This is a genomic window from Aquimarina sp. 433, from assembly GCF_054054605.1.
In genome coordinates, this window is the sequence record NZ_JBSWZK010000009.1 from 1 (window position 1) to 22,329 (window position 22,329).

At 31.6% G+C, this 22,329-nt stretch carries 24 protein-coding genes; 10 read left to right on the forward strand and 14 right to left on the reverse strand.

Annotated features, from left to right (window positions below; genetic code table 11):
* Positions 1-123: 123 nt before the first annotated feature.
* The 4 genes from ACWNT5_RS17395 to ACWNT5_RS17410 all read right to left on the reverse strand — a co-directional run bounded on the left by ACWNT5_RS17395 (position 124) and on the right by ACWNT5_RS17410 (position 4,220).
* Positions 124-1,176 carry a hypothetical protein gene (locus ACWNT5_RS17395; protein WP_456518062.1) on the reverse strand — a complete coding sequence of 351 codons (1,053 nt, stop codon included), beginning with the start codon at positions 1,174-1,176 and terminating at the stop codon, positions 124-126.
* Between the two features lie 42 nt (positions 1,177-1,218).
* Entirely contained in the window at positions 1,219-2,328 is a 1,110-nt protein-coding gene (locus tag ACWNT5_RS17400) for a hypothetical protein (RefSeq protein WP_456518063.1), read from the reverse strand.
* A gap of 151 nt (positions 2,329-2,479) precedes the next feature.
* Entirely contained in the window at positions 2,480-3,151 is a 672-nt protein-coding gene (locus tag ACWNT5_RS17405) for a LytR/AlgR family response regulator transcription factor (protein WP_299601590.1), read from the reverse strand.
* Complete coding sequence (locus tag ACWNT5_RS17410; RefSeq protein ID WP_456518064.1) at positions 3,144-4,220, reverse strand: sensor histidine kinase; 1,077 nt, start codon at positions 4,218-4,220, stop codon at positions 3,144-3,146. The genes ACWNT5_RS17405 and ACWNT5_RS17410 overlap by 8 nt, the downstream gene beginning before the upstream one ends.
* A gap of 190 nt (positions 4,221-4,410) precedes the next feature.
* Between ACWNT5_RS17410 and ACWNT5_RS17415 the strand changes: the two genes are divergently transcribed.
* Genes ACWNT5_RS17415 through ACWNT5_RS17430 form a run of 4 tightly spaced genes read left to right on the forward strand, consistent with a single transcriptional unit; the run spans position 4,411 to position 6,836 of the window.
* Positions 4,411-4,710, forward strand: a complete 300-nt coding sequence (locus ACWNT5_RS17415) for an EF-hand domain-containing protein (RefSeq protein WP_456518065.1) — start codon at positions 4,411-4,413, stop codon at positions 4,708-4,710.
* A 35-nt stretch (positions 4,711-4,745) separates the two neighbouring features.
* The gene (locus ACWNT5_RS17420; RefSeq protein WP_456518066.1) at positions 4,746-5,591 is read left to right on the forward strand and encodes a YHYH protein; all 846 of its coding nucleotides are present in this window, start codon (positions 4,746-4,748) and stop codon (positions 5,589-5,591) included.
* Positions 5,591-6,187, forward strand: coding sequence for a toxin-antitoxin system YwqK family antitoxin (locus tag ACWNT5_RS17425; RefSeq protein ID WP_456518067.1), 597 nt, complete (start codon positions 5,591-5,593; stop codon positions 6,185-6,187). Before ACWNT5_RS17420 ends, ACWNT5_RS17425 begins: the two co-directional genes overlap by 1 nt.
* The gene (locus ACWNT5_RS17430) at positions 6,162-6,836 is read left to right on the forward strand and encodes an SCO family protein (RefSeq protein ID WP_456518068.1); all 675 of its coding nucleotides are present in this window, start codon (positions 6,162-6,164) and stop codon (positions 6,834-6,836) included. Before ACWNT5_RS17425 ends, ACWNT5_RS17430 begins: the two co-directional genes overlap by 26 nt.
* 244 nt (positions 6,837-7,080) lie before the next feature.
* Here ACWNT5_RS17430 and ACWNT5_RS17435 read toward each other — a convergent pair whose 3' ends face one another.
* The 7 genes from ACWNT5_RS17435 to ACWNT5_RS17465 all read right to left on the reverse strand — a co-directional run bounded on the left by ACWNT5_RS17435 (position 7,081) and on the right by ACWNT5_RS17465 (position 12,092).
* On the reverse strand, positions 7,081-7,482 hold the full coding sequence (locus ACWNT5_RS17435; RefSeq protein ID WP_456518069.1) for a hypothetical protein: 402 nt from the start codon (positions 7,480-7,482) through the stop codon (positions 7,081-7,083).
* Between the two features lie 26 nt (positions 7,483-7,508).
* Positions 7,509-8,423 carry a DUF5777 family beta-barrel protein gene (locus ACWNT5_RS17440; RefSeq protein WP_456518070.1) on the reverse strand — a complete coding sequence of 305 codons (915 nt, stop codon included), beginning with the start codon at positions 8,421-8,423 and terminating at the stop codon, positions 7,509-7,511.
* A 1-nt stretch (position 8,424) separates the two neighbouring features.
* Complete coding sequence (locus tag ACWNT5_RS17445; protein WP_456518071.1) at positions 8,425-8,970, reverse strand: YceI family protein; 546 nt, start codon at positions 8,968-8,970, stop codon at positions 8,425-8,427.
* Between the two features lie 14 nt (positions 8,971-8,984).
* Positions 8,985-9,401, reverse strand: coding sequence for an OB-fold protein (locus tag ACWNT5_RS17450; RefSeq protein ID WP_456518072.1), 417 nt, complete (start codon positions 9,399-9,401; stop codon positions 8,985-8,987).
* 10 nt (positions 9,402-9,411) lie between these two features.
* Positions 9,412-9,714: a c-type cytochrome gene (locus ACWNT5_RS17455; RefSeq protein WP_456518073.1), complete on the reverse strand. Its 303-nt coding sequence runs from the start codon at positions 9,712-9,714 to the stop codon at positions 9,412-9,414.
* Between the two features lie 155 nt (positions 9,715-9,869).
* Complete coding sequence (locus tag ACWNT5_RS17460; protein WP_456518074.1) at positions 9,870-10,718, reverse strand: COG4315 family predicted lipoprotein; 849 nt, start codon at positions 10,716-10,718, stop codon at positions 9,870-9,872.
* A gap of 246 nt (positions 10,719-10,964) precedes the next feature.
* Entirely contained in the window at positions 10,965-12,092 is a 1,128-nt protein-coding gene (locus ACWNT5_RS17465) for a LytTR family transcriptional regulator DNA-binding domain-containing protein (RefSeq protein ID WP_456518075.1), read from the reverse strand.
* Between the two features lie 237 nt (positions 12,093-12,329).
* Between ACWNT5_RS17465 and ACWNT5_RS17470 the strand changes: the two genes are divergently transcribed.
* Genes ACWNT5_RS17470 through ACWNT5_RS17480 form a run of 3 tightly spaced genes read left to right on the forward strand, consistent with a single transcriptional unit; the run spans position 12,330 to position 14,209 of the window.
* Positions 12,330-12,767, forward strand: coding sequence for an OB-fold protein (locus ACWNT5_RS17470; protein WP_456518076.1), 438 nt, complete (start codon positions 12,330-12,332; stop codon positions 12,765-12,767).
* A complete protein-coding gene (locus ACWNT5_RS17475; protein ID WP_299601555.1) occupies positions 12,760-13,308 on the forward strand; it encodes a YceI family protein in 549 nt (182 codons plus the stop codon). Before ACWNT5_RS17470 ends, ACWNT5_RS17475 begins: the two co-directional genes overlap by 8 nt.
* Entirely contained in the window at positions 13,298-14,209 is a 912-nt protein-coding gene (locus ACWNT5_RS17480; RefSeq protein ID WP_456518077.1) for a DUF5777 family beta-barrel protein, read from the forward strand. The genes ACWNT5_RS17475 and ACWNT5_RS17480 overlap by 11 nt, the downstream gene beginning before the upstream one ends.
* A gap of 57 nt (positions 14,210-14,266) precedes the next feature.
* On the opposite strand, the gene ACWNT5_RS17485 is transcribed toward ACWNT5_RS17480, so the two are convergent.
* Positions 14,267-15,832 carry a M28 family peptidase gene (locus ACWNT5_RS17485; RefSeq protein ID WP_456518078.1) on the reverse strand — a complete coding sequence of 522 codons (1,566 nt, stop codon included), beginning with the start codon at positions 15,830-15,832 and terminating at the stop codon, positions 14,267-14,269.
* Positions 15,833-16,114: 282 nt separating this feature from the next.
* Here ACWNT5_RS17485 and ACWNT5_RS17490 point away from each other — a divergent pair, with 282 nt between their 5' ends.
* From ACWNT5_RS17490 to ACWNT5_RS17500, 3 genes are read left to right on the forward strand one after another with little or no spacing between them, the layout of a single operon-like run.
* Entirely contained in the window at positions 16,115-17,164 is a 1,050-nt protein-coding gene (locus ACWNT5_RS17490) for a DUF3667 domain-containing protein (protein WP_456518079.1), read from the forward strand.
* Between the two features lie 12 nt (positions 17,165-17,176).
* Positions 17,177-18,739, forward strand: a complete 1,563-nt coding sequence (locus tag ACWNT5_RS17495; RefSeq protein WP_456518080.1) for a protein adenylyltransferase SelO — start codon at positions 17,177-17,179, stop codon at positions 18,737-18,739.
* Between the two features lie 4 nt (positions 18,740-18,743).
* The gene (locus ACWNT5_RS17500; RefSeq protein ID WP_456518081.1) at positions 18,744-18,995 is read left to right on the forward strand and encodes a peptide methionine sulfoxide reductase; all 252 of its coding nucleotides are present in this window, start codon (positions 18,744-18,746) and stop codon (positions 18,993-18,995) included.
* Between the two features lie 50 nt (positions 18,996-19,045).
* Here the strand turns inward: ACWNT5_RS17500 and ACWNT5_RS17505 are convergent, their stop codons facing one another.
* Together ACWNT5_RS17505 and ACWNT5_RS17510 are read right to left on the reverse strand one after the other, a co-directional pair.
* The gene (locus tag ACWNT5_RS17505; protein ID WP_456518082.1) at positions 19,046-21,244 is read right to left on the reverse strand and encodes an acylase; all 2,199 of its coding nucleotides are present in this window, start codon (positions 21,242-21,244) and stop codon (positions 19,046-19,048) included.
* Positions 21,245-21,280: 36 nt separating this feature from the next.
* Positions 21,281-22,207, reverse strand: coding sequence for a LamG-like jellyroll fold domain-containing protein (locus ACWNT5_RS17510; protein ID WP_456518083.1), 927 nt, complete (start codon positions 22,205-22,207; stop codon positions 21,281-21,283).
* Positions 22,208-22,329: the final 122 nt, after the last annotated feature.

A 22,329-nucleotide genomic window follows, 5' to 3' on the forward strand; every position in this document is an offset into this window, starting at 1 on the left:
GAAAATCATTGCTCAATATGTAAAAAATCAAGGCAAGGAAAAAGAATATGAAGTGTTACATAAAACAGATCAGTTAGATCTATTCTAATCTAATGCCTCGGGGCTTGCCCCGAGGATTATTTACTAATATATTGAGAATTCTAAGATGTATTCTTGATTTGTAGCGTTGACATCTTCAGTATTATCAATCTCATTATCAAAGAGACGAGAAAGATTATTACCTGCCAGATCTTCTATAGTTTGATTGAAGTTTATTTGGTAGTTTCCTAATTTCCATTTCTTTTTAGGTAGGAACTGAATTATCCTTTCATTATTTGATAACTCCCATGTACCTCTGATTATCTGGTTTTTATAACTAATGTTAATATTGTCTATAAGACTTCCATAATCTAAGGGCTCATAGCATTTAATAATTAGGGGAGATAGTGATTCTTTTTTTGGATGTTCTATATGCCATTGCGATATGTTTGGTTTAGAACGATCGGCATCTATGATAGAAAAACTTTTTATATAATCCTTTTGCATCGATATACCATTACTATCTTTTATATTTTTTGAAATTATTATCCTATAATTTTCTCCAGGTGTAAAGACTGAGCCTAATAATTGGTTAGGTATCAGTTTTCGTTTTTGTCTTCCCGGTTCGATCCATAACGTTACCAGAGTTTTATCCCTATTAATTAATATATTTTCTAGTGGTAATATAGCTCTAGATAGGGTGTCTCCTTTAGCGTTTATAAAATGAAAATAATCATATACGTTATTTCTATTTATTGGGTTTGAAAACTTAATGTACCATTTTAAAATATTCGACGGTAGTTTGGAAGATGTTGGATATATCTCTACTACAGATAATTTGTTGTAGTTTTTTGGTATAGGTATTTTGAAATAAGTAATAGAATGGTTGTAAACCAAGGTGTAAATCCGATCCCATCCTAGCGGTACTACAGGAGTAAAATGTAATGAATCTTCTTCAAAAAAAGTCTTGCCAAGGATTGGAGTAGTACTAGTGATCAAATCTTCTTCTATTTCTCCATTATATAAGAATATCTTCTTTTCTAAAGAATCATCATGATTAAGTATTGTGATTTTATCTTTGGTAAAAATGAAATCATATTTTTTCTGACTTAAAAGATCAGATGATAAGATGAGTAAAAAAATAAAAGTGTACTTCAAAGCCTAAACTAATAAGTGTACTAATAGCAATAAGAAACTAAGTTATTTTACCCACCAACTATTCCCTGTTTTTAAAGCAAGGTTTCCATTGGATTCACGTTGAACAATAATGAAACCATTATCACCCATTTTATCCAGTTGTTGAACATTTACATACGGTAAGTTTACATAGTCAACACCTTCGGCGGCTCCTTTTTTTACTACAGGTTTAGTTAATTCTCCCTGAAACGATTCTAAATCTTTAAAATCCATTTTCATAAGAGGTCTATTGGTATTAGCTATTAGCAAATAACGATTTCCTTCGCTAGCAATTTCTATCATATCTACTGGAGAATTTCCACTTCCTAATTCTGCCACAGTTTTCCCTTTATGATGCTTACCTTGTTTTATTTTGTCTATCGGAAATACAACTAAAGGAGTACAAGTATAACTAGCTACAATCTGTGAAGTTCCGTTAACAGTTGTTGGAATAAATGTTTTAATAGGCGCATGAGTTTCATATTTACCATGAGCAGCATGATAAATTTCTAAAGAGCTAGATTCTTGTTTTTCATTAAAAGGAAAATCAATAGCACTAAAAGTGGAGGCAAATTCTTGGTTACTTAGACCAGATAACAGTAGTTTCCCGTCCGTATATTTAATATCTGCAATCGCCCATTTTCTTAAACTACGACCACGTCTATCTTTAGCTTCTTTATCTATTGGGTTTGTCAGTGACACCTTACTAAACGATACATTATCTAACGGTACTTGCTTCAATACATTTTCTTCAACTCTTAATAATATTGGAATACCTGAACTATGATTAATAGATAAGTATATATTATTGTTGTTCGGATTAACAACCATATCCGTGATTTGTACCTGATCTATCGTTGTCCCCATCATGTCGGCTATAAGCTTGTCTATATTATCTAATTTAACTTTAGAATTATCTAATTTAGGATGTTCACTAAGATCTACAGCTATAATTTGTGCTGCATCACTATCACCAATAAATAATATACCTTCTGGACCAAAAGTCATTTTGTGAATTGAAGAAATTTCCGGATTTCCTGTCTTAAAATTTGCTTTCAAATATGTGTTCGCTTGTGCTTTTTGAAGAAAAAAAGAAAATAGTAATGAGATGATAAAAGTGATGAGTGTTTTCATGAGAAGTGATTTGTGTGTTTACCGTACATTGCTTTAAAAGTACTAAAAATCAAGTGTGTGAAGCGTTAAAGATATCCCAATACTATTATGGGATGATATATTCGAATCAAAAAGCTTTAACTATTTCGTGTCATTAAACATAAACAAATTACTAACTGAATAAGGTTTCTTTTACAGATTCATAGTATGTAGAACTTACAGGTATTTTAGTATTATGTATTAAAAGATCTTTTCCTTTTAGAGCACTCACATAATTTTTGTTAATAATAAAAGAACGATGAACTCTCATAAAAAAGTGAGGTAATTTTTCTTCTAATGATTTTAATGTTTGATGGCTCATTATCTTTTTGTTATCTATATGATATATTACATATTCACTATCACTTTCTATAAATAAAATGTCCTTATATTTTATTTTGTGCAAATCATATCCTGATTTTATAGTAATGGTGGCGTCTGTTTCTTGTGAATGGCTTTCTTTTTTAACTTTATTGATTGCTGTAAGAAATCTATTGAAAGTAATAGGTTTTAGTAAATAATCTAGCGCATTTAATTCAAAACCTTCTAAAGCATATTCTGAATACGCAGTGGTAAATATAATCTGGGTGTTAGAAGAAATCATTTTAGCTAAATCAGTACCTTTCAAATCAGGCATTTGTATATCTAAAAACAAGATATCAATGGTTTGACTTTTTAAAATTGGTATGGCATCCAATGGATTTTCCAAAGAAGCTACAATCTCTACATAATCCAAACGATCTATATATGTTTTTAAAAGAGTTCTTGCTAATTCTTCGTCATCGATTATAATACATTTAAGCATGATTTGGTAAATTTATACGTAATTCTACTTTAAATATTTGATCTTTAGTATCAATATGTAATGTATGTTTTTCTGCATACAGTATATTTAATCTTTTCTTCACATTTTCTAATCCAATTCCTCCAATTTTATCTTTTATCATGGTGTCTTTAGGAATACTATTTTCAACTTTAAAAACTACTACTTCTGCAGAGGAATATAAATAAATATCCATAAAAGAACTTTCAGGTTTCTCAATATTACTATGTTTAAATGCATTTTCTATAAACGGAATAAACAGCATAGGAGCAATCAATATTGAAGGATCAGAGACCTCGAATTCTGTATTAATATTATAAGGTTTACTGCTTTTTAAAGAAAACAATTGAATATAATTTTCAATATATGCTAGTTCTTTTTTGATAATTACAAAAGGACGGTCACATTCATATAATACATAACGAAGCATTTCTGATAAATAACTGATACTCTGTTGTGTTTTATCGGAATCAATTACGGATAAAGCATATATGTTATTAAGAGAATTAAATAAAAAATGTGGGTTGATCTGTGATTTTAATAGTTTAAGTTCAGTTTGCAAATTTTCATTTTTGCTTATGATCATTTCCTCTTCTTTTCGTTGTGCAAACAAAAAAGTTTCTAGAAAGGTAGCTATTAAATATGCAATCATTAAACTCGAAAAATGAACCATAAATATCGATGGAGGATTTACTCTTTTTGGTGGATTCACAGGTCTATTTCTTCTAATTGGGGGTTTGCGATTATCATTTGGAGTTTCGAATCTTCGTAATGGCGTATGACTTTTTGGTCCAGAGAATATGGATGATGATATAATTGCAGAAACTGATATTAGGATTATGGATATGATCGTGAAGAGGATGTACTTTCTTTTAAACAAGAAATGTTTTGCGATATAAAAAATTAATAATCCTATTAGTGCAACTTGGAAACCAAAGACTACCGTATTCTCAAGAAGAAATCTGTCATTTCTTTTCTGTAAAATCGATAAAAAAATCCAAACTGTAGCCCAGAGTCCTGCTTGGCATAAGAATCGTATAGATCTTGTCATATTACAAATTAAGTGAAAATAAAATATTTATTTTCTAAAGTAATATATTCTAAAGCTTCTGTAGTATACTGTTTATAGAATTAAATAGGGTATTCGCTGAGTATATGATTAGATTCACAGAAAACACTGCTTTCGCATTATACTTTTGGCGAAATTTAAAGTCTATACAAGAAACTAAAACAGAAAAAATATGAAAAGTAACTTGTTTAATTTAGGACTTATAATGACCGGTATTTTTGTTTTTACTTCTTGTCATTCAAATGCACAATCCAATGATAATAAAAGACAAAAAGAACGTCCTTCCGTAGAAGAAATTTTCAAAAAAATGGATGCTAATGAAGATGGTAAATTAGCTAAAGATGAGATAAAAGGACCATTAAAAAGAGATTTTGCAAAAATAGATCTTGACCAAGATGGGTTTATTACCAAAGAGGAATTAGAGAAAGCTCCAAAACCTGAAAGAAAAGGACCTCCTAGAGATAATCGATAATTCAGTCAATAATTTATTAACTAAAAACCAGAAAAATGAAGAGTATATTTAAAAATGGATTCGCCAGAGTCTCTTTATTGGTGATTATTCTTATTTCTATTGGAATTATTGCTTGTAGCGGAGATGATAATAATACGTCCACAACAGATGATGATGGGATGGTAGCAGAACTTCATGATGCTTTCGCAGCGTTTGATACCGATAATGTAACGGTTATGTTGAGTGGTTCTAATGTAATTATAGAAACCAATGGAAGACCAAATCATACGTCTCCTTATTGGTCTAACACGACAGCAAGAAGTCTTATGGGACCTAATGGAGAAGTAATAGAAACTCCTGCCGCCGCCGAGGATCATCCTTTATTTATAGCTCCTACGGTTACTTCGTTTGAACAAATGGCACCAGGAAATATTGATGATTTTAATGGTTCTTACTCATTAACTGTTCCATCATCACCAGAGCTAGCCACAAGTTCCACAGCTACAGGATTAGGAGCTATTGGTATCGCAGTAAGTGGTGCAGTAATTTATAATGACGAAGAAGGACCTAACATTCCTCTGGATAATGCCGTTGGATCTTTAGATTATACTGCTGCTCATACGGGACCACAAAGCTATCATTATCATTTAGAACCAAAGGCATGGTCTAACGACGATGATAAGTTGATAGGTATTATGGCAGATGGTTTCTTTTTATATGGTAGAAAAGAGCCTTCTGGAGAATATCCTTTGGATTTAGATGAATCTGGTGGACATACAGGTGCAACGCTATATTCGGATACAGAAGAATATCATTATCACATCCAGAACGAAGTATATCTTAACGAGTTTTATATTCTTTTTCCAGGAGATTATCAAGGAACACCTAATAACATTCAGTAATGAAGTTGCTTTCGTTCTTTCTGGTGATAGTTGTTATGGGTTCTTGTTATGATACCAAGGAAGACTTTAAAATAGTATCTGAAGACATTCCTGTGTTTAACGTGGTATCCAAGGACCACCTAAACATGAAAAAGAATCTTGGGTTAGTATATTATAAAAATGAACCTTTTAACGGTATTTCAGAATCCTATTATACAGCTAATAATAAAGCAGAAATGGCAACATATAAAAATGGGAAAAAGCATGGGATATATCGAAAATGGTTTGAAAATGGAACATTAAGTTTTGAAGCAAATTATGTCGAAGGTAAAAAAGATGGTATAGTTAAATCATGGTGGAGTAACGGGAATTTACGTTCCGAATCCAGATTTAATAATGGTATTGTAGATGGACTTCAAAAACAATGGTATAAAAGTGGAAACAAATTTAAAGAACTGAATATTATAAATGGTAAAGAAAAAGGGCTGCAAAAAGCTTGGCGCGAAAATGGAAAAGTCTACAATAATTATGAAGCTAAAAATGGAAGAATCTTTGGCTTAAAACGAGCGAATTTATGTTATGAATTGGAGGATGAAATTATTCAATATAAAAAATAGGTTTTACGTATTCATTATCTGTTGCTTTTGTGTAAGCTGTAAACAAGAAGAATGGAAGTCTAGTAGAGTAGAGGTGTTGCCCTATTATCAAGATGCTAGTTTTACGCCAAATTGGTTAACACCAAATGCTAAAGAATTAGAAGATTTTCATAAGATACCTAACTTTTCTTTAGTGAATCAACTAGGTGAAAAAGTAACTGATGAAACATTTAAGGATAAGATTTATGTTACTGATTTTTTCTTTACCAGTTGTCCAGGAATTTGTCCTAAAATGACTACCAACATGTTAGTATTACAAAAAGAATTCGAAAATGATGAAGAAGTTTTGTTGTTATCACATTCGGTAACACCTGAAAGAGATTCTATAAATGTTCTTAAAGATTATGCAGATGCCAAAGGTGTGATGAATGATAAATGGCATCTGGTAACAGGTAAAAGAGATGATATTTATAATCTAGGTAGGAACTATTATTTTGTAGAAGAAGATTTAGGAGAAACCAAAGCAAATGATGATTTTCTGCATACAGAGAATTTTGTATTAGTAGATAAAAACAAACATATAAGAGGTATTTATAATGGATTGAATAAGACTTCAATTAAGCAACTTATCGCAGATATTCATACCTTAAAATCTGAAAAATATTTTTAAAATAGAAACTACCCCTGAACTTTAGAAACGTACCACATGGTTGTTTTTTGTATCTATAGATAGATTGTGTTCAAATTCCCGGTAACTGGAGAGTTACTGGGGATTTGTTTTTATTCTAGAACCAAAAAAAGGCTGAATTTCATAAAAATCCAGCCTTCATAAACAACCAATTATCTAACATAAACCATTTATCATAGCAATTTTATCCCCTGTTTCTATAGTAATTAGTTCTGTTGAAAATTGATTAATAACTGACATTGATAATCTTATTTTTGTTCATCATTGCATTATCAAAATCAAGAAAATGTGTATTTGCCATAACACATAATTCATTATTCGAATTAAAAAATCGACTTTTAATTTCTATTTTTTTCAAGTTTTTATCGGAACAAATAAGCTCTAGGTTGATACAAAACTCTTGTAAAAACATTAGTGGCTTAATTAAAACTAATGAGTTTAATGATGTCACTGGTGTATAATCTATTTTTTTTGAGGTTTTGTTTTTAAGACCATTTTCAAAAAGGAAAGTTTTAAATATTGATGCAACATATTTTTGATAAGCAGAGGTTTCCATTACCATAAAATCGTCAACATCTTCTCCTTTTACTTTGTACTCTTTTTTAAAAATTTTAGTTTGTAATGACATAGATCTCATAGTTTTATTAGAAGCTGTTAAATACCAGAGTTTTTTATCTGCTTAAGTTTTTTCTTTTTCTTATTGCCCACTTGGAACGCTCTGGATATATTGAATCCTAAATGTATATCACCTTCGAAAAAATTATCCGTGGATTCCGTAATAAAGCTTTTTTCTATCATCGTTATAGAATTAGAAAGAATAATCTGGAAAACATGTCCACCTGTTTCGATATCCACACCAAATGCTAAAGAATTAGATGCGTCTATAGACTGTAGAGGATTCGCTGTATAATAATATTCTCCGTTTATAGAAATTCTTTTAGTTATCTTAACCCTACTGCCTATCCCTACTGCAAAAATTCCGTGTGGATCGTCATTAATCGCTACTGAGTTTCTATGTACATAAGTAGGCGTTATTTGTAATGAAAAAGAAGGACTAAACTTTCGTGCTATTAATATTTGAGAAACATAAGATAATTTTTGGCTAAAAGTAGGTTCATCTTCAGGGTCAAAATCTTTTAATGTTCTGTAAGCAATACTAGAAAATATAGTAGCTGTGAAAGGAAAAGACTTTTTACCAGTACTTTGTTTTAAAAACTTATATTTTATAAATCCATCATACGTTTTATCAAAACTACTTCTTCCAACACCTAGCATTACATTATCAGTTAATCCATATTCAAATGCAAATCGAATATTAGATTGATCTAGTCCATATAATTCATCGGCTCCAAGATTAACTCTTCCAAATCGATGAGATATCAAAAACTCTAGAGTTCCTTTTTTTCTATTCTCTACCGAATGACCATTTAAAATTCTGGTTCCTTTAAATGTAGCGGTAGTATAGTTTTTTGTTTCTGTAGTCTCTTCTTCTAAAATATCCATTAGATCTTGAGCAGATGCTCCGATATTAATGGCCAGTAAAAAGACAATAACTGTCAATTTTTTCATGTTACTTTTGATAAGGTTTGTGATCAAATTCATACGTTACCTTTATAGTTTTAGCAATATTATTGGCTACTACAGAAGGTATTTTAATTCCAAAGTCTGCTACTTCGATTTCAAAATCTCCATTTAGTGAGATATCTTCTTCTGTAGAATTAATATTGCCTTGTATTTCCATCTTCTTAGTTACACCATGAATCGTTAGGTCACCTACAATAGTAACTTTGCTTTCTTTGTTTGTTAAGGTTTCGAAGTCTAAGATTTTTCCTTTGAAAGTAGCCTTTGGATAACGATCTGATTCTACATAATTTTCATTAAAATGTTCTTGCATCAAGGCTTTTTCAAATGAAAAAGATTTCATTAAAATGGCTATAGCTATAGTGCCTGAAGAGGTGTCTATAATACTTAGCACTTGATTATTATCTGCTTTTATATCTTCTATTGGAGTGGAAGAATAAAAGGATGTATAGCCTTGTTTGGTTAAGAATTTACCTTGTCCTACCACAGTAATAGATGATAATAGGAAGGTGCATATTATAAGTATGGTTTTCATTTTGTTAGTGTTGTTTATGGTACGATTACACATTTTACGAGTATGACATCCATTAAATATCCTGTACAGATGCCTTTAATGCTTATTTCTTGACCTGTTTTTAAGTTTTTTTCATTTTTTGAAAGATGACAAATGATACTACCTATAGTATTTTCATTGCCTAGTGTTATAATATCATTACCATCTTTTCCTTCCTCTATTGCTGTAATAGTTCCATTAACTTGTATTAGTTCTTCTAAATACTTTGTGTTAGCAGTACTTTCATCATTGATAAAGTCCGACAGTAGCACTTCTGAAGCTAATGACAAACTAGGTTTGGATTCAGCAATATTTATAAATGGTTTGTTGTATATTTTTACAGTAATGATAGAAACTACCAGTATCGCTGCGAAAAAATAGAGTATTAAGAGTTTTTTTGTCTTTTTAGTCATATTGAACGATTTAGTTGTTTAAAGCTCCATTGTCTATCCAGCAACGTATAAGCTCAATTTCGTTGTTACTTAAACTACCTCCTAAAGGCATCGTTCTGTTTACAACTTCTCTTCGTACTCTGTTTGCATTATTACTAATATTTTCAAAAGTTGTTAAATCTGGCGCCTGGTTACCGCTACCTCCATGACATCGTATACAATTGTTATCAATGATTGGTTTTATATCAGATGAAAAAGAGATTTCATCATCGCAGACTTCAATTGCTACAGTTTCTTCTTCAACATTTGTTTCGCAAGAGTAAAATATACTCACAGATAGAAGACATATTAATTTGATTTTGGAAAATGATTTCATTGTTTTTTGTGAATTTAGAATAAGAGGAAGCTTAACTTCATAAGTAAAGTACCGTCTTCCTCTTATGACCAACTAACTACTTAATGATTATAAAAATGAATCAAACTAAAATGTTATAATGCTGTTGTATCGGTATTAACTATTGGCCAGATTCCAGGCGTAGGAACACTGATTCCGTAATTATCTCCTCTTTCTACATCTTGACCAAAATAATACAGAGGTCTTCCTTTGTAGGTTACTTGAGTTCTTCCGAATACATCTATAGTTCCAAAGTCGTTACGATCTAGGATACTTGGTATGTTATTAATATCTAGGCTTATGATTGGCCAGATTGGATCATTAGAGAAATCATCTGCTGTGTAATTGTTCGTGTCTTTAGTATCATTTACAAAAGCATAGATTGTTCTTCCTGTACTGTTGGTGATGTAAAATGTAAGTCCATCTCCTTCAGTATAATCACTAGTGAAGTTTTGATCGTTTCCATCGGCGTCTCTTCCTACCAATTGTGCTTCTGCATACATTAAAGAATAATCTGGTTTTGCGATATACCAGTTGTTTCCAACTTTATCTCCATTTGTATCTCCCGCAGCATTGTCATTTACAAAATAATATAACGGCCAACCTTTGTAAGTGTTTTGTCTTTCTCCATCTGCTCTGGTAATTACTCCAAAGTCTGCAGCATCTAATCCTTCATCAAGTGTTAAGTCAGCTTGATAAAATATTGGCCATGCAGTTTTACAATCACCGTTACATTCAGATTGTCCTTTTGTATCTCTTGAAAAGAAATATAGAGACATTCCTTCAGAATCTGTAAGGATATTTCCAAAGGTAGCATCGTTTGCAAGTTGTACTGCATTAGCAGTCGTTGGAGGATTAGGATCAATAATGTTTTCTACGTCGTCGCTACTACAGCTAGTTAATATTGTTATTGATGTTAATAATAGATAAATTGATTTTTTCATTGTAATAAGTTATTTATGATTTATGCCACAAATAACCGTCAACACTGGGCTCAGAAACAAAATAAAATGTATGAGAGGGAAAAAAAAAGGGTTAAAAAGGAAAAAAAAGAGGGTGAAATAATTACGATTTTTGAATAAATTCAAGAATCACATCTGAGTTAAAATGAAATTAGAATTCATCTTATCTATAATATCAAAAAGTTAGTATGTAGATATTTTGGAATCTAAAAAACGAATAAAACTTTATTAAATATTTAGCCATTGTCTAAATTCTGATGCTTTATTTTTACTAATAATAATTTCGACATCAGCGTTGTTAATTAAAATTTTAAGCTGGCTATTTCCGTATTTAATAATTTTTGCAATGGCACTTATGCTAATTATAAATTGTCTATTTGCTCTAAAAAATACCGAAGGATCTAAACTAGTGAGCATATCATCAAGACTCACGTTACTAGTTGATTTTTTTCCATCAAAACAAACTACATATGTTATACTATTCTCTGTATATATATATGCTATTTGATCAATTGAAACAGGGACTAATTCGTTTCGGATATAGGTAAGTATTCTTTTTTTACTAGGGTCATTAGCTAAATCGGAAGAAGAGTCATTTGGCTCGACTACTTCATCCTCAGTTTTATCTACAATCCTTTGTTGGTATGCAATGAGATCTGTATTCAATTTGGAAAGGTTGAGTAATTCACTTTCTAAGTCAGTGTTTTTCTGTTCCAATTGTTTTTCGTAGTAACTACCTATAATGCGAACTACAATAAATGAGGAGAGAATAATTAATCCACCCATTAATATAAATATGGTATAAAAACTAGTCTTTAATTTCCGGACTTGTCCTTTTACTTTATTAAGATTAATTTGTGCTGCAACAATAAGATCAGAATCTTTAACAGGAGCAATGTAAACAATCTCCGTCTCTAGCTCATTATTAGGAATACTATCATTTTGTTTCCTTTCGCCTAAAAGTAAATCATATAATTTATCAGAACTGTTTTCTTCGTTAAGTGAGGTTAGGAGAGATTGATCAGAATTTACTTTTTGTCCAACCTTTGTAATATCAGGATTACAAACTTCTTTACCAGACCAATCAAATACACAGACAAAAGAGGTCCCATTATGCGTGTTTTCAATTACTTTCTGAAGATTGCTTATTATTTTTTCTCTCTCAATACCATCATTGATTTGGTAATGCGTAAGTTTAGAAATTTCATCAGCTTCACGCTTACTGGATTCTAATTGTATTTCTATTAATTGATTAGCGCTTACTTTTACAAAATACTTTACTCCAAAAGAAGCAATAATTAGGAATATTACGGCAATAGAAACAAAAGTTAAAAAATATAATCTGTCTTTTCTCATTATTGCTTAGGGGTATCGTATCGTTTAGCCGGGTATTTCTCCAAATTTAAAACGAAAATACAATATTTTATAACTAGTTAGTTTTAGATAAAAGAATTATTGATATTTGGCTTACTGCCTTTTTTTTCCTTTTCAACTCCTATTTTTCTTTTTCAGAAACTTTTTCTTTTGATACTCTATGATTTCCTATTACTTTGTTTTTCAAATCTACAGTGTCCATAAACTTTGATATTCTAAGTGACTAAGAAAATTAAAATAGCAATGTTCCTTTTCATTTCCGTATGCTTCCTGAGTATATCTGTGTATTATCTGATTTTTGGTGGAGAATATATAAATGTTGTAGCAACTGAGCCAGAATTACATTTGAGCTCTACATCGCTAGTTGCATCGTTTAGTAGAGATGAGCAAACTGCCAACGATAATTATAAGAATAAAGTAGTAGAAGTAACTGGCAGCATCAAAGAAATTAGCTATTTAAATAATAGAAGCACATTGATATTAGAGGGAAATACAAAAAGCTCAAGTATCATATGTGATATACAACCAAACCACAAAATGAAATTAAAAAAACTTAAAGAAGGTGATACAATTACCATTAAAGGAGTCTGTAAAGGGTACCTTAAAGATGTTATTTTATTAAATTGCGTGCTTACTAATCAAAATACTAATGAATAAAATTCTTATTCAACTATTTTTCTTGCTCAATTTTGTGCCATCAGACAGTATATCTGAGCAAGTGATTACGCGTCAGGGACAAGTCTCGTTCTTTTCGTATACCTCTGTAGAGAATATAGAGGCTAAAAATAATCAAGTATTAAGTATTATCGATTTATCCAAACAAGAGATTGCCATTAGTATGCTAATGAATGCTTTTGTTTTTAAGAAATCTTTGATGCATGAACATTTTAATGAAAGTTATATCGAATCTGACTTGTATCCGAAAGCTACTTTTAAAGGTAATTTTATAGATTTTGATCCGAATATTGAAGGATCTCAAACCAAGTTTGTAAAAGGTACTCTCACGATAAGAAACATCTCCAAGGAAATGGAGATTAAAACTAATATAGAAAAGATAGACGGTAAATTTATAATTACCGGAGATTTTGAACTAACCGTTAAAGATTTCGAAATTAAAATTCCACCTATTCTTAGACCTAACATAGCCAAAGTTATATCTGTTACATTTAGATTTGAATATCAGCCTTATGAAGAATAATATATTTTTTCTCTTATTAATTATATGTGTTGGTTTTAATAACATGGCACAAGCTCAGGATTTACTGGAAACCTTGGAAAAAGAATATCCAGATACACCACAATACGAAATAGCAACCTTTAAATCTACAAGAATTGCGATAGGCCATTCAATAGAAAATAGAAAAAAGGGAGTTTTACAGATAATGGCGATGAACAGATGGTGGAATGTTCCTAATCATCAAGGACAAAGTTTTGTAGCTGATAAATGGAGTGCAAGACTTGCTTTAGAATATGGTATTTCTGATAGACTGTCTACTGGTTTTGGTTGGACAACTTTAGAGGATGTTTACGACGGATTTTTAAAATATAACCTAATTAGACAACGCAAAAAGTCTAAAAAGTCTTTTTTGAGTATCACATTATTTCAAAATGCTTCTTATCGAAGTGAATCTAATGGAAGATCAGCAATTTATGGAGGTTTTGAAGACACTTCTTTCCAAGATCGTTTGGCTTTTACAAGTCAGGTGTTAATTGCCCGTAAGTTTACACCACAGTTTTCGGCACAAATTTCTCCAACGTTTATTCATAGAGGATCATCATTATCTTATGAAGATCCAAATAATCATTTTGCTGTTGGTATTGGAGGAAGATATAAAGTGGGAGGGCATGTGTCTATAGTGTCGGAATATTATTATGTAGCAAATCCTATTCAATCTGTGGATACTTTTGGTGCTTTTGCTTTAGGAGTTAATTGGGAGTTAAGTGATTTAATGTTACAATTTCATATGACCAATGCATGGAGCACTGTAGAAGATGTATTTATTACCCAAACTCCGAATAACTTTAATTTACAAGACGGTAATTTTACTTTTGGATTTACGGCTACTTTTGCATTGCATCTTAGCCAAAAAAAACCTTAAAATAAAAAAAGAGGCTTGAATAACATCAAGCCTCTTTTTTAAATTAAAACGTAAATTTTAATTGGTCTTTTCTACTGCTTTGTCAACAATGATACGATTTTCTCTATTAGCTAGTTCCCAAGCAGTATAGAATATTAATCGCGTTCTGTTTTCTAATAAATCATATTCGATTTTATCTGGAGTATCACTTGGCTGATGATAATCATCGTGAGTTCCATTAAAATAGAATATAACAGGGATATTGTTCTTTGCAAAATTATAATGATCTGATCTGTAATAAAAACGATTTGGATCGTTTTCATCGTTGTAAGTATAATCCAATTCTACATTCGTGTATTTTTGATTTACTTCTTCTGATATAGTATGAAGTTCGGTACTTAATTTATCACTTCCGATTAAGTATATATAATTTCTTTTTCCTTCTTTTCTTTTAGGATCTGTTCTTCCTATCATGTCTATATTAAGATCGGCAACTGTATTTTCTAAAGGAAAAATAGGATCTATATCCGTATAATAGCGAGAACCCAAAAGACCTTTTTCCTCACCAGTAACATTTAAGAACACGATAGAGCGTTTAGGTCCATTACCATCTTTCACTGCTTTGGAGAAAGCTTCGGCAATTTCAACGATAGCTACAGTACCAGATCCATCATCATCCGCACCATTATATACCTTACCATCTTTTACACCTTCATGATCTAAATGAGCTGAGATTACGATAAACTCATCTGGTTTTTCAGAACCTTTAATGTAAGCTGCTACATTCTCGGATGTTATTTTTTCAGAAACATTTTTATAATCTACTGTTATATTGGTTTTCAACGTAGTAGATTTTTCATTAGATTCAATATCACCAACAAAAGCTTTGGCTAAATCTGTATTGATAAGAAAGAAATAAGGTTCTTCTTCATTTCCTACTAGTGACATTCTACCAGATGAGCCGCTAAACTGAGCAACTGCCATTTGATATACTTCTGGGAAATAGAATAAAATAGCTTTTGCTCCCTTTTCTTGTGCAGCAGCACTTTTAGCAGCGAATTGTTGTCTCATATTAGACCATTTAGATCCTTCTGACGTGCCAGTAACGATAAAAGTACCATCTGTATTTTTAGGTTCTCCAGACTTTATCAATACAAATTTGTCTTTTACGTCAATATCTTTATAATTAGAGTATTTCTCATCATCTATACCATATCCTGCATATACCATCTGATCTAAAGAAAATTTATCTGTTTTACCTGATGTAAGTGATATGAAATCATCTTTATACGAAAATGGTTTCTCATTTACTGTTATTGTCACCTCTGGAGTACTTGATACTTCTAAAGGAACTTCCTGGAAATAATTTCCATCGCTTTTAGCAGCTTGCACTCCATGTTTTATATATTGATCTTTTAGATAATTTACAGCTAATTTTTGTCCAGGTTCGCCAGTTTCTCTTCCTTGAAATTCATCGGAAGCATAGGTATATAGCGCGGTTTTTAAATCTTCGGAAGTAATGGTTTTTGCATAAATAGATGGATCATTAGCAACTTTAGTTGTACTCTTGGTAGTTGCTGTTTTTTTTGTTCCACATGCCACAACGAACAGCGCTATGGCTAAAACGGAAAATAACTTTTTCATAAAAGATGTGCGAATTTTAAATTTTTGATGTGCCAAAAATACAAGAAATTCTAAATGATATTGTTAATGCAGTACCAAAATAACTGTACCATAGAAGGGTGTTTACGATTTTGATAATTTTGTTATGCTCGAAACTTTACTGGATTTAGAATTGAATTATATTCGTAAATTCGTCTTATCGAGCTAAACATCTTTAATTCACACAAAAAAGATTGTTTGCTAAAAAATAGGGAAAAGTTCAGAAATTTTTAATTCTGGATAACTGATCAAAAAAAGGGGAGCATGTCTAAAACTACTCAGTGTAAAAATTGTGAAAAACACTTTGATGAATCATTCGATTACTGTCCGTATTGTGGTCAGGAATCTGCGGATAAATTAACTTTTGGTGTATTATTTAGTAACACTATCGGTAACTATTTTGCGGTAGATGCACGTTTTTTTAAGAGTTTTATTCCATTAATGGTTAAACCTGGTATTCTAGCCAGGCGATTTGTAGATGGGAAGCGTCTTTCTTATCTGCATCCGGCACAATTTTATTTATTCATATCGGTAGTTTTCTTTTTTATTTTTTCTTTTACCGTTAGAAAAGCCGATAATGATTTAACTCAAAAGTTTCAAAAAGAGTTTAGAGGAGAAATAGCGATAGACTCTTTAGACTTTAAAAAAGACTCAATCGGTATAGAAATTGCTAAAAAAGCGCTTAAAGAAAACGCTGTACTTACCAATATTGCTAAAGAAGATCTTAATGCTATAGATTCTGTACTTACTGCAGAGCAAAAGAATCCAAAATCAACTTTTAGTTTTTCCCAAAAAAAATTAGACTCTTTAATCAGGTCTGGTGCTCCCTTAGAAGAGAAGCTTGCGCATATGGGATTGAATGAAGGAGATAGTTTAATTAAAAGGAAGTTTTTTACACAAATCCTAAAGCTTTATGAGCAAAAAGGTGGCGGAATCTTAAAAACTTTATACGACACGATTCCTATTACTATGTTTTTAATGCTTCCTTTATTCGCGTTTTTATTAAAGATATTTTATTGGAAAAAAGGAACTTTTGCTCATCATATGGTCTTTAGTTTCTACTTCTTTACTTTTATTTTCACCTCTTTATGTTTCCTGATTTTAGGAAATATGATATTCGAAATTCCTGTTTGGTTAAAACTACTCTTTTTCTTTTCGTTTATTATATATCTGATGATTGCGCTAAGAAATTTTTACAAGAGTAGTCGGATATCTACATTTTTCAAAGGAATCTTAGTTACCTATGTTTATGTTATGATTATTGTACCAATTGCTTTTACTGGAATTATTCTTGTTTCTATATTTTTATATTAATTATTTGGTTATATGGAGTTTACTATAAAAAATACGTTTTCAGAAGAACTACCAGCAGATCCTGTTCAGGAAAATTACCGCAGACAGGTCAGAAATGCCTGTTTCTCATATGTAACTCCTAAAAAGACAAGCAATCCAAAGATTCTACACGTTTCTGATGAAATGATGAAAGAATTAGGATTTTCTAAGGAAGATATAAAATCTGAGAAGTTTTTAAAGCTTATGACAGGTAATGAAATTTTGGAAAACTCAAGATCCTATTCCATGTATTATGGAGGGCATCAATTTGGTAACTGGGCTGGTCAGCTGGGTGATGGACGCGCTATTAATCTAGCAGAAATTGAATATAATTCTAAGCGTTGGGCAATACAATTAAAAGGAGCAGGAGAGACCCCTTATTCTAGAAATGCAGACGGATTAGCAGTTTTGCGTTCGTCTATAAGAGAGTATTTATGTAGTGAAGCAATGTTTCACCTTGGTGTTCCCACTACCAGAGCATTATCATTAGCAACAACTGGTGATCAAGTGTTAAGAGACATCATGTATAATGGGAATGCTGCCTACGAGAAAGGAGCTATTGTATCTAGAGTAGCACCTTCTTTCATTCGTTTTGGAAATTTTGAAATTTTGGCAGCTCATAAAGATGAATCTACCCTAAAAGCGTTAACAGATTACACAATAAAACACTTTTTTCCTGAAATAGAAGCTGGAACTAAAGATGGATATGTATCATTTTTAAAAGAGGTAAGTAATAGAAGTTTAAAAATGGTAATAGATTGGCAACGAGTAGGCTTTGTTCACGGAGTGATGAATACTGATAATATGTCAATTCTTGGTCTAACTATCGATTATGGTCCTTATGGTTGGTTAGAGGGGTATGATCATGGATGGACTCCTAATACTACCGATAGGCAATTTAAACGATACCGATATGGAACACAGCCGGAAATTGTTCTCTGGAACCTTTATCAATTGGCAAATGCTATATATCCTTTAATAGAAGAAATAGAACCCATAGAAGAAATCTTACATGATTATCAATACACTTATAAAAAAGTATACCATGATATGATGTCTTCTAAAATAGGATTGTACAATCCACAAGCGGGAGATGAATTATTGATAAAAGATTTGGAAGAAATTTTACAGCTAACAGAAACGGATATGACTATTTTCTTTAGAAATATTGGTGATTATGCCAAAGGTGATGCTAATAATTATATGAAAGTTATAAAAGATGCTTTTTATAATATAGTAGAAGTAGAAGGAACTATTCTGGAACGTTGGAATGATTGGTTTTCGAGATATGATCAAAGGTTAAGTTTAGAATCTTTGGATGATTTTGATAGAAAAAATAAAATGAATACTATAAATCCTAAATACGTTTTACGGAATTATATGGCTCAACTAGCTATTGATGATGCAGATAAAGGAAATTATGATTTAATAGAAGAGTTGTATCAAATGCTAAAAAAGCCTTATAGCGAACAACCTGAATATGACAAATGGTTTGCTAAACGTCCTGATTGGGCAAGAAATAAAGTAGGATGTTCTATGTTATCCTGTAGTTCATAGTTTGATGATGTTATTAAATGCGATTAACAGAATTCCAGAAGGATATTCAGAAGTTTTATATCAGAAGAAGAAATATAGTGTTACGAAAGATATCTATAATAATGGAAAATCTTTTAAGATCTACGCAAAAGAATTACAAGGAAATGATTTTATAAGTCTAAATTACTACATCACTTCAACAGCAGAATTATTAAAACCATGTGAAATGTCTGATCAAAAAGTAATTAGCTTTTTAATGCAATTGAAACCAGTATAAACATCTGTTTTATAATTTATTGCATCTGTTAATGTAAACCTATACTTTATTTATTTTTCTCCTGGATGATAGGTTTTTTTAGCACGTTTTAATACATCTTCTTTATAATAAGCAGCTTCTTTAAACTGTACATCTACATATGGTTGTATTTGATCATCGAAATGTACTGAAGTAGGATCACCGCTTTGTCCACCAGCTAGACTAGTTTTTGCTTTTACTTTGTCACCAAATTCTACTACCGCTACAAAACTGTTACCTCTAGTACCGTATATTTTTTTTGTATTATTCGTATAACGAACTCCGTAAGCAGCTAGAGCACCCCAACGTCCAGAAGCAAAACCAACAGCAGTACTTGGTTTATTGTCATCAAACGGTTGTCTAATATCTCCATTAATACGTTGAAAACGATTTACTTCGCCCCATGGTAATATATCTCCGAAATCATTTTTAAGCTGCGCAACCGTTTCCTTAAATATGGCAATTCTTTCTTCCAAAGGGGATTTTGTTCCAAAATAGGTAAGGAGTTGCATATCGCTAATGCGTTCTTCTGGTCTTTTTCCGTTTTTTGCATAATTAGTCCCATAAAAATGTGCTAACGTCATTGCTTTAGATTCTTTAGAAGTTCTATAATCCCAATTTCTTAACATTTCAATATAGCTTCCCAACTCTTTTGTTTTGTCAACTTTGTCGTAGGCTTCTACCAGACCAGGAATCAACTTAGAAAAAGCTGGAAGATAGGGGTCATATGCTAGTTGTATTAGACTATCGATAGTGTAGTCTTTTTTATTTTTTAATAATTCAATAGCGTGTACACCTCTAAAATTCTCACGATCGATTGACATATACCTTGGATAATCTTGTTTTTTAGGACTAAACTCTAAAGCAGCTGTATAGGGAGTAGAATTACAGTTTTGTAACCAACCATTTTTAGGATTGAGAAGTGTAATGGTTTCATCTACTGTATGTAAACCGTTCCAATCTGTTTTTGGATTGCTGCCGTCCACAGGTTTCGTATAATCAAACGAAGTGTCTCTAACCGGGATAAAATTACCGTGGAAATATGCAATATTACCTTCCGCATCTGCATAGACAGTATTATTAGATGAATTGGTTCGTATATCCATCATATCTCTAAAACCTTTATATCCATCTTGTTTGGTTCTAATATATGATTGTTGTAATGCTTTTACAGGTTCCCACATTAATGCAGAAGCTACCCATTTACCGTCTTTCATATGGGTAATAGGTCCATGATGTGTACGATATGCAGGAAATACTTTTTCTACTAAAGAATCTCCTTCTTTATATTTTAGTGTAATATCATATTGTTCTACAGGTTTCCATTCTTTACCATATTTATAAACTGGTTTGCCATCTTTTTTATTGGTTGTTTCTACGAATTCATCGATCACATCTGTATATGTAGAAGTATGCATCCAACCAGTTTTTTCATTAAATCCTTGATACACAAAAAACTGCCCCCAAGTTACAGCGCCATAAGCGTTTAACCCTTCTTCGCTTACTACATGTACTTCTCCTCTAAAATAAAATGAGGTATGCGGATTGATTAAAAGCATAGCATTGCCAGATTGTGTAAGTGCTCCAGAAATTGCAATCCCATTAGATCCTTGTGGTTCTAACATTTCTTTTTCCTTCGCTATTTCAGTTTCTTCTGAAATTGGTATTTCTACACCCTTTTCATACATCGCCTTGATTTTGCGAGTAGAAACACGTTCGATATCTCCACCGATAGATCCTTCACTAAAATACATCGGCATCCAAGGTTCAAATTTCGTTAATAATCTAGGTTTAACCTCTGGATGGGTTTTAAGGTAGTAGTTGATACCATCTGCAAAGGCAATACACAACTCTTTTAACCATTCAGGGCTTCTTTCAAAATTAGTAATTGCCTCTTCCTCAGTCATGAACAATTTAGCTCTAATGTCACTATAAATTGCTTTTTCACCTTCTACTTCAGCGAGTCTTCCTGTTGCCCAGATATAATTTTGTTCTACACGATTAAAATCATCCTCGCACTGTGCATATAATAACCCAAAAACTGCATCTGCATCTGTTTTTCCATAAATATGTGGTACTCCAAAATCATCTCTTATAATTGTAGTATTTGTAGCATGGTTTTGCCAACGTTGCTCTTCTTCAGTGAGTTCTAAATTTGTATTTTTTGTTTCTGTTTTGCAGGAAACTAATAAAAGTGTAAGACTAAAGATGACGAACTTAAACTGTCTCATTTTTGATGGTTTTATAAATATGTAGTAGGAAGTTGTTTATTGTAAAAGCGTGTGTACACCGTTTTCTAGACTGTACAAAGCATCAATCTCCTTTTGGGTTAGATTTCTGTTAAAAATAGAAAGTTCATCCATAAGACCAATATAGCCTAATCCCAAATAAATGTTTGACTTTTCTAATTCCCAAGTAAATGGATCTGTAATTCCGTTTCTTTTACCTTGTAGTTTTCCATTCAGATATAAAGACGTCTGTCCATCATCAGAATTTAGATTTGTAAAATTGATGAAGACATGAGTCCAAGATCCAGTTGCAAAAGGAGGATTGGTCACTGGAACTAATTGACTTAAAAAGTCCTTGTCATCATTATCTGATAATGTAGTATCCTTTTTCCAGGAGGTTTTATCTCCAATTACTCCTAGTCTAAAGTCTCGCGGATTTTCTTTGGTAAAATCAACCCAGATAGAAGCATCATTATAACTTACATCTGTAATCTGAATTGGGTCGCAATATCCAGGTTTTAAGTCTGTTGCTGGGTCTAGTTGTAACCAAAATGAAATTGCTCCGCTCCAGTTTTTATTAGTGAAATTTATATTGTTTTTACTAGGGTAATAGATGTATTCTTTAGTTCTATCTTTATAAAGAAGAGCATTTCCTTTCAAACCTTTATTTTCTGCTATTGAAATTCCTTCTTTATGTATACCAACCTGCACAGAATCTATGGCTTTTCGAGAAGGTACTGTGTATAATTTAGGATCTCCTAAAGAAAAATCGGCATCTACACCATTATCAAAAGAAGCATAAAAGGTAAGTGCTTGCTTCAATACTATGTTAGTGCTATCTATTTTAACCTCTTCTTTTACGGATTCTTCCTTTTTGGAAGTGTTTTTCCCGCATGAAAAGAATATAAAAGATAAAACAAAAGTTATAATAGTACTGTAGCGAAGATTAGTTTTTAGAGTATTCATGAGATGATTTATGTATATGGTTCTAAATATATAAAATAATACCCATCAAATAAATTGATGGGTAGGGTAAGAGTACGTTTTATGGAAATTTTATGAAATTGAATTATAGGCAGAATTACAAT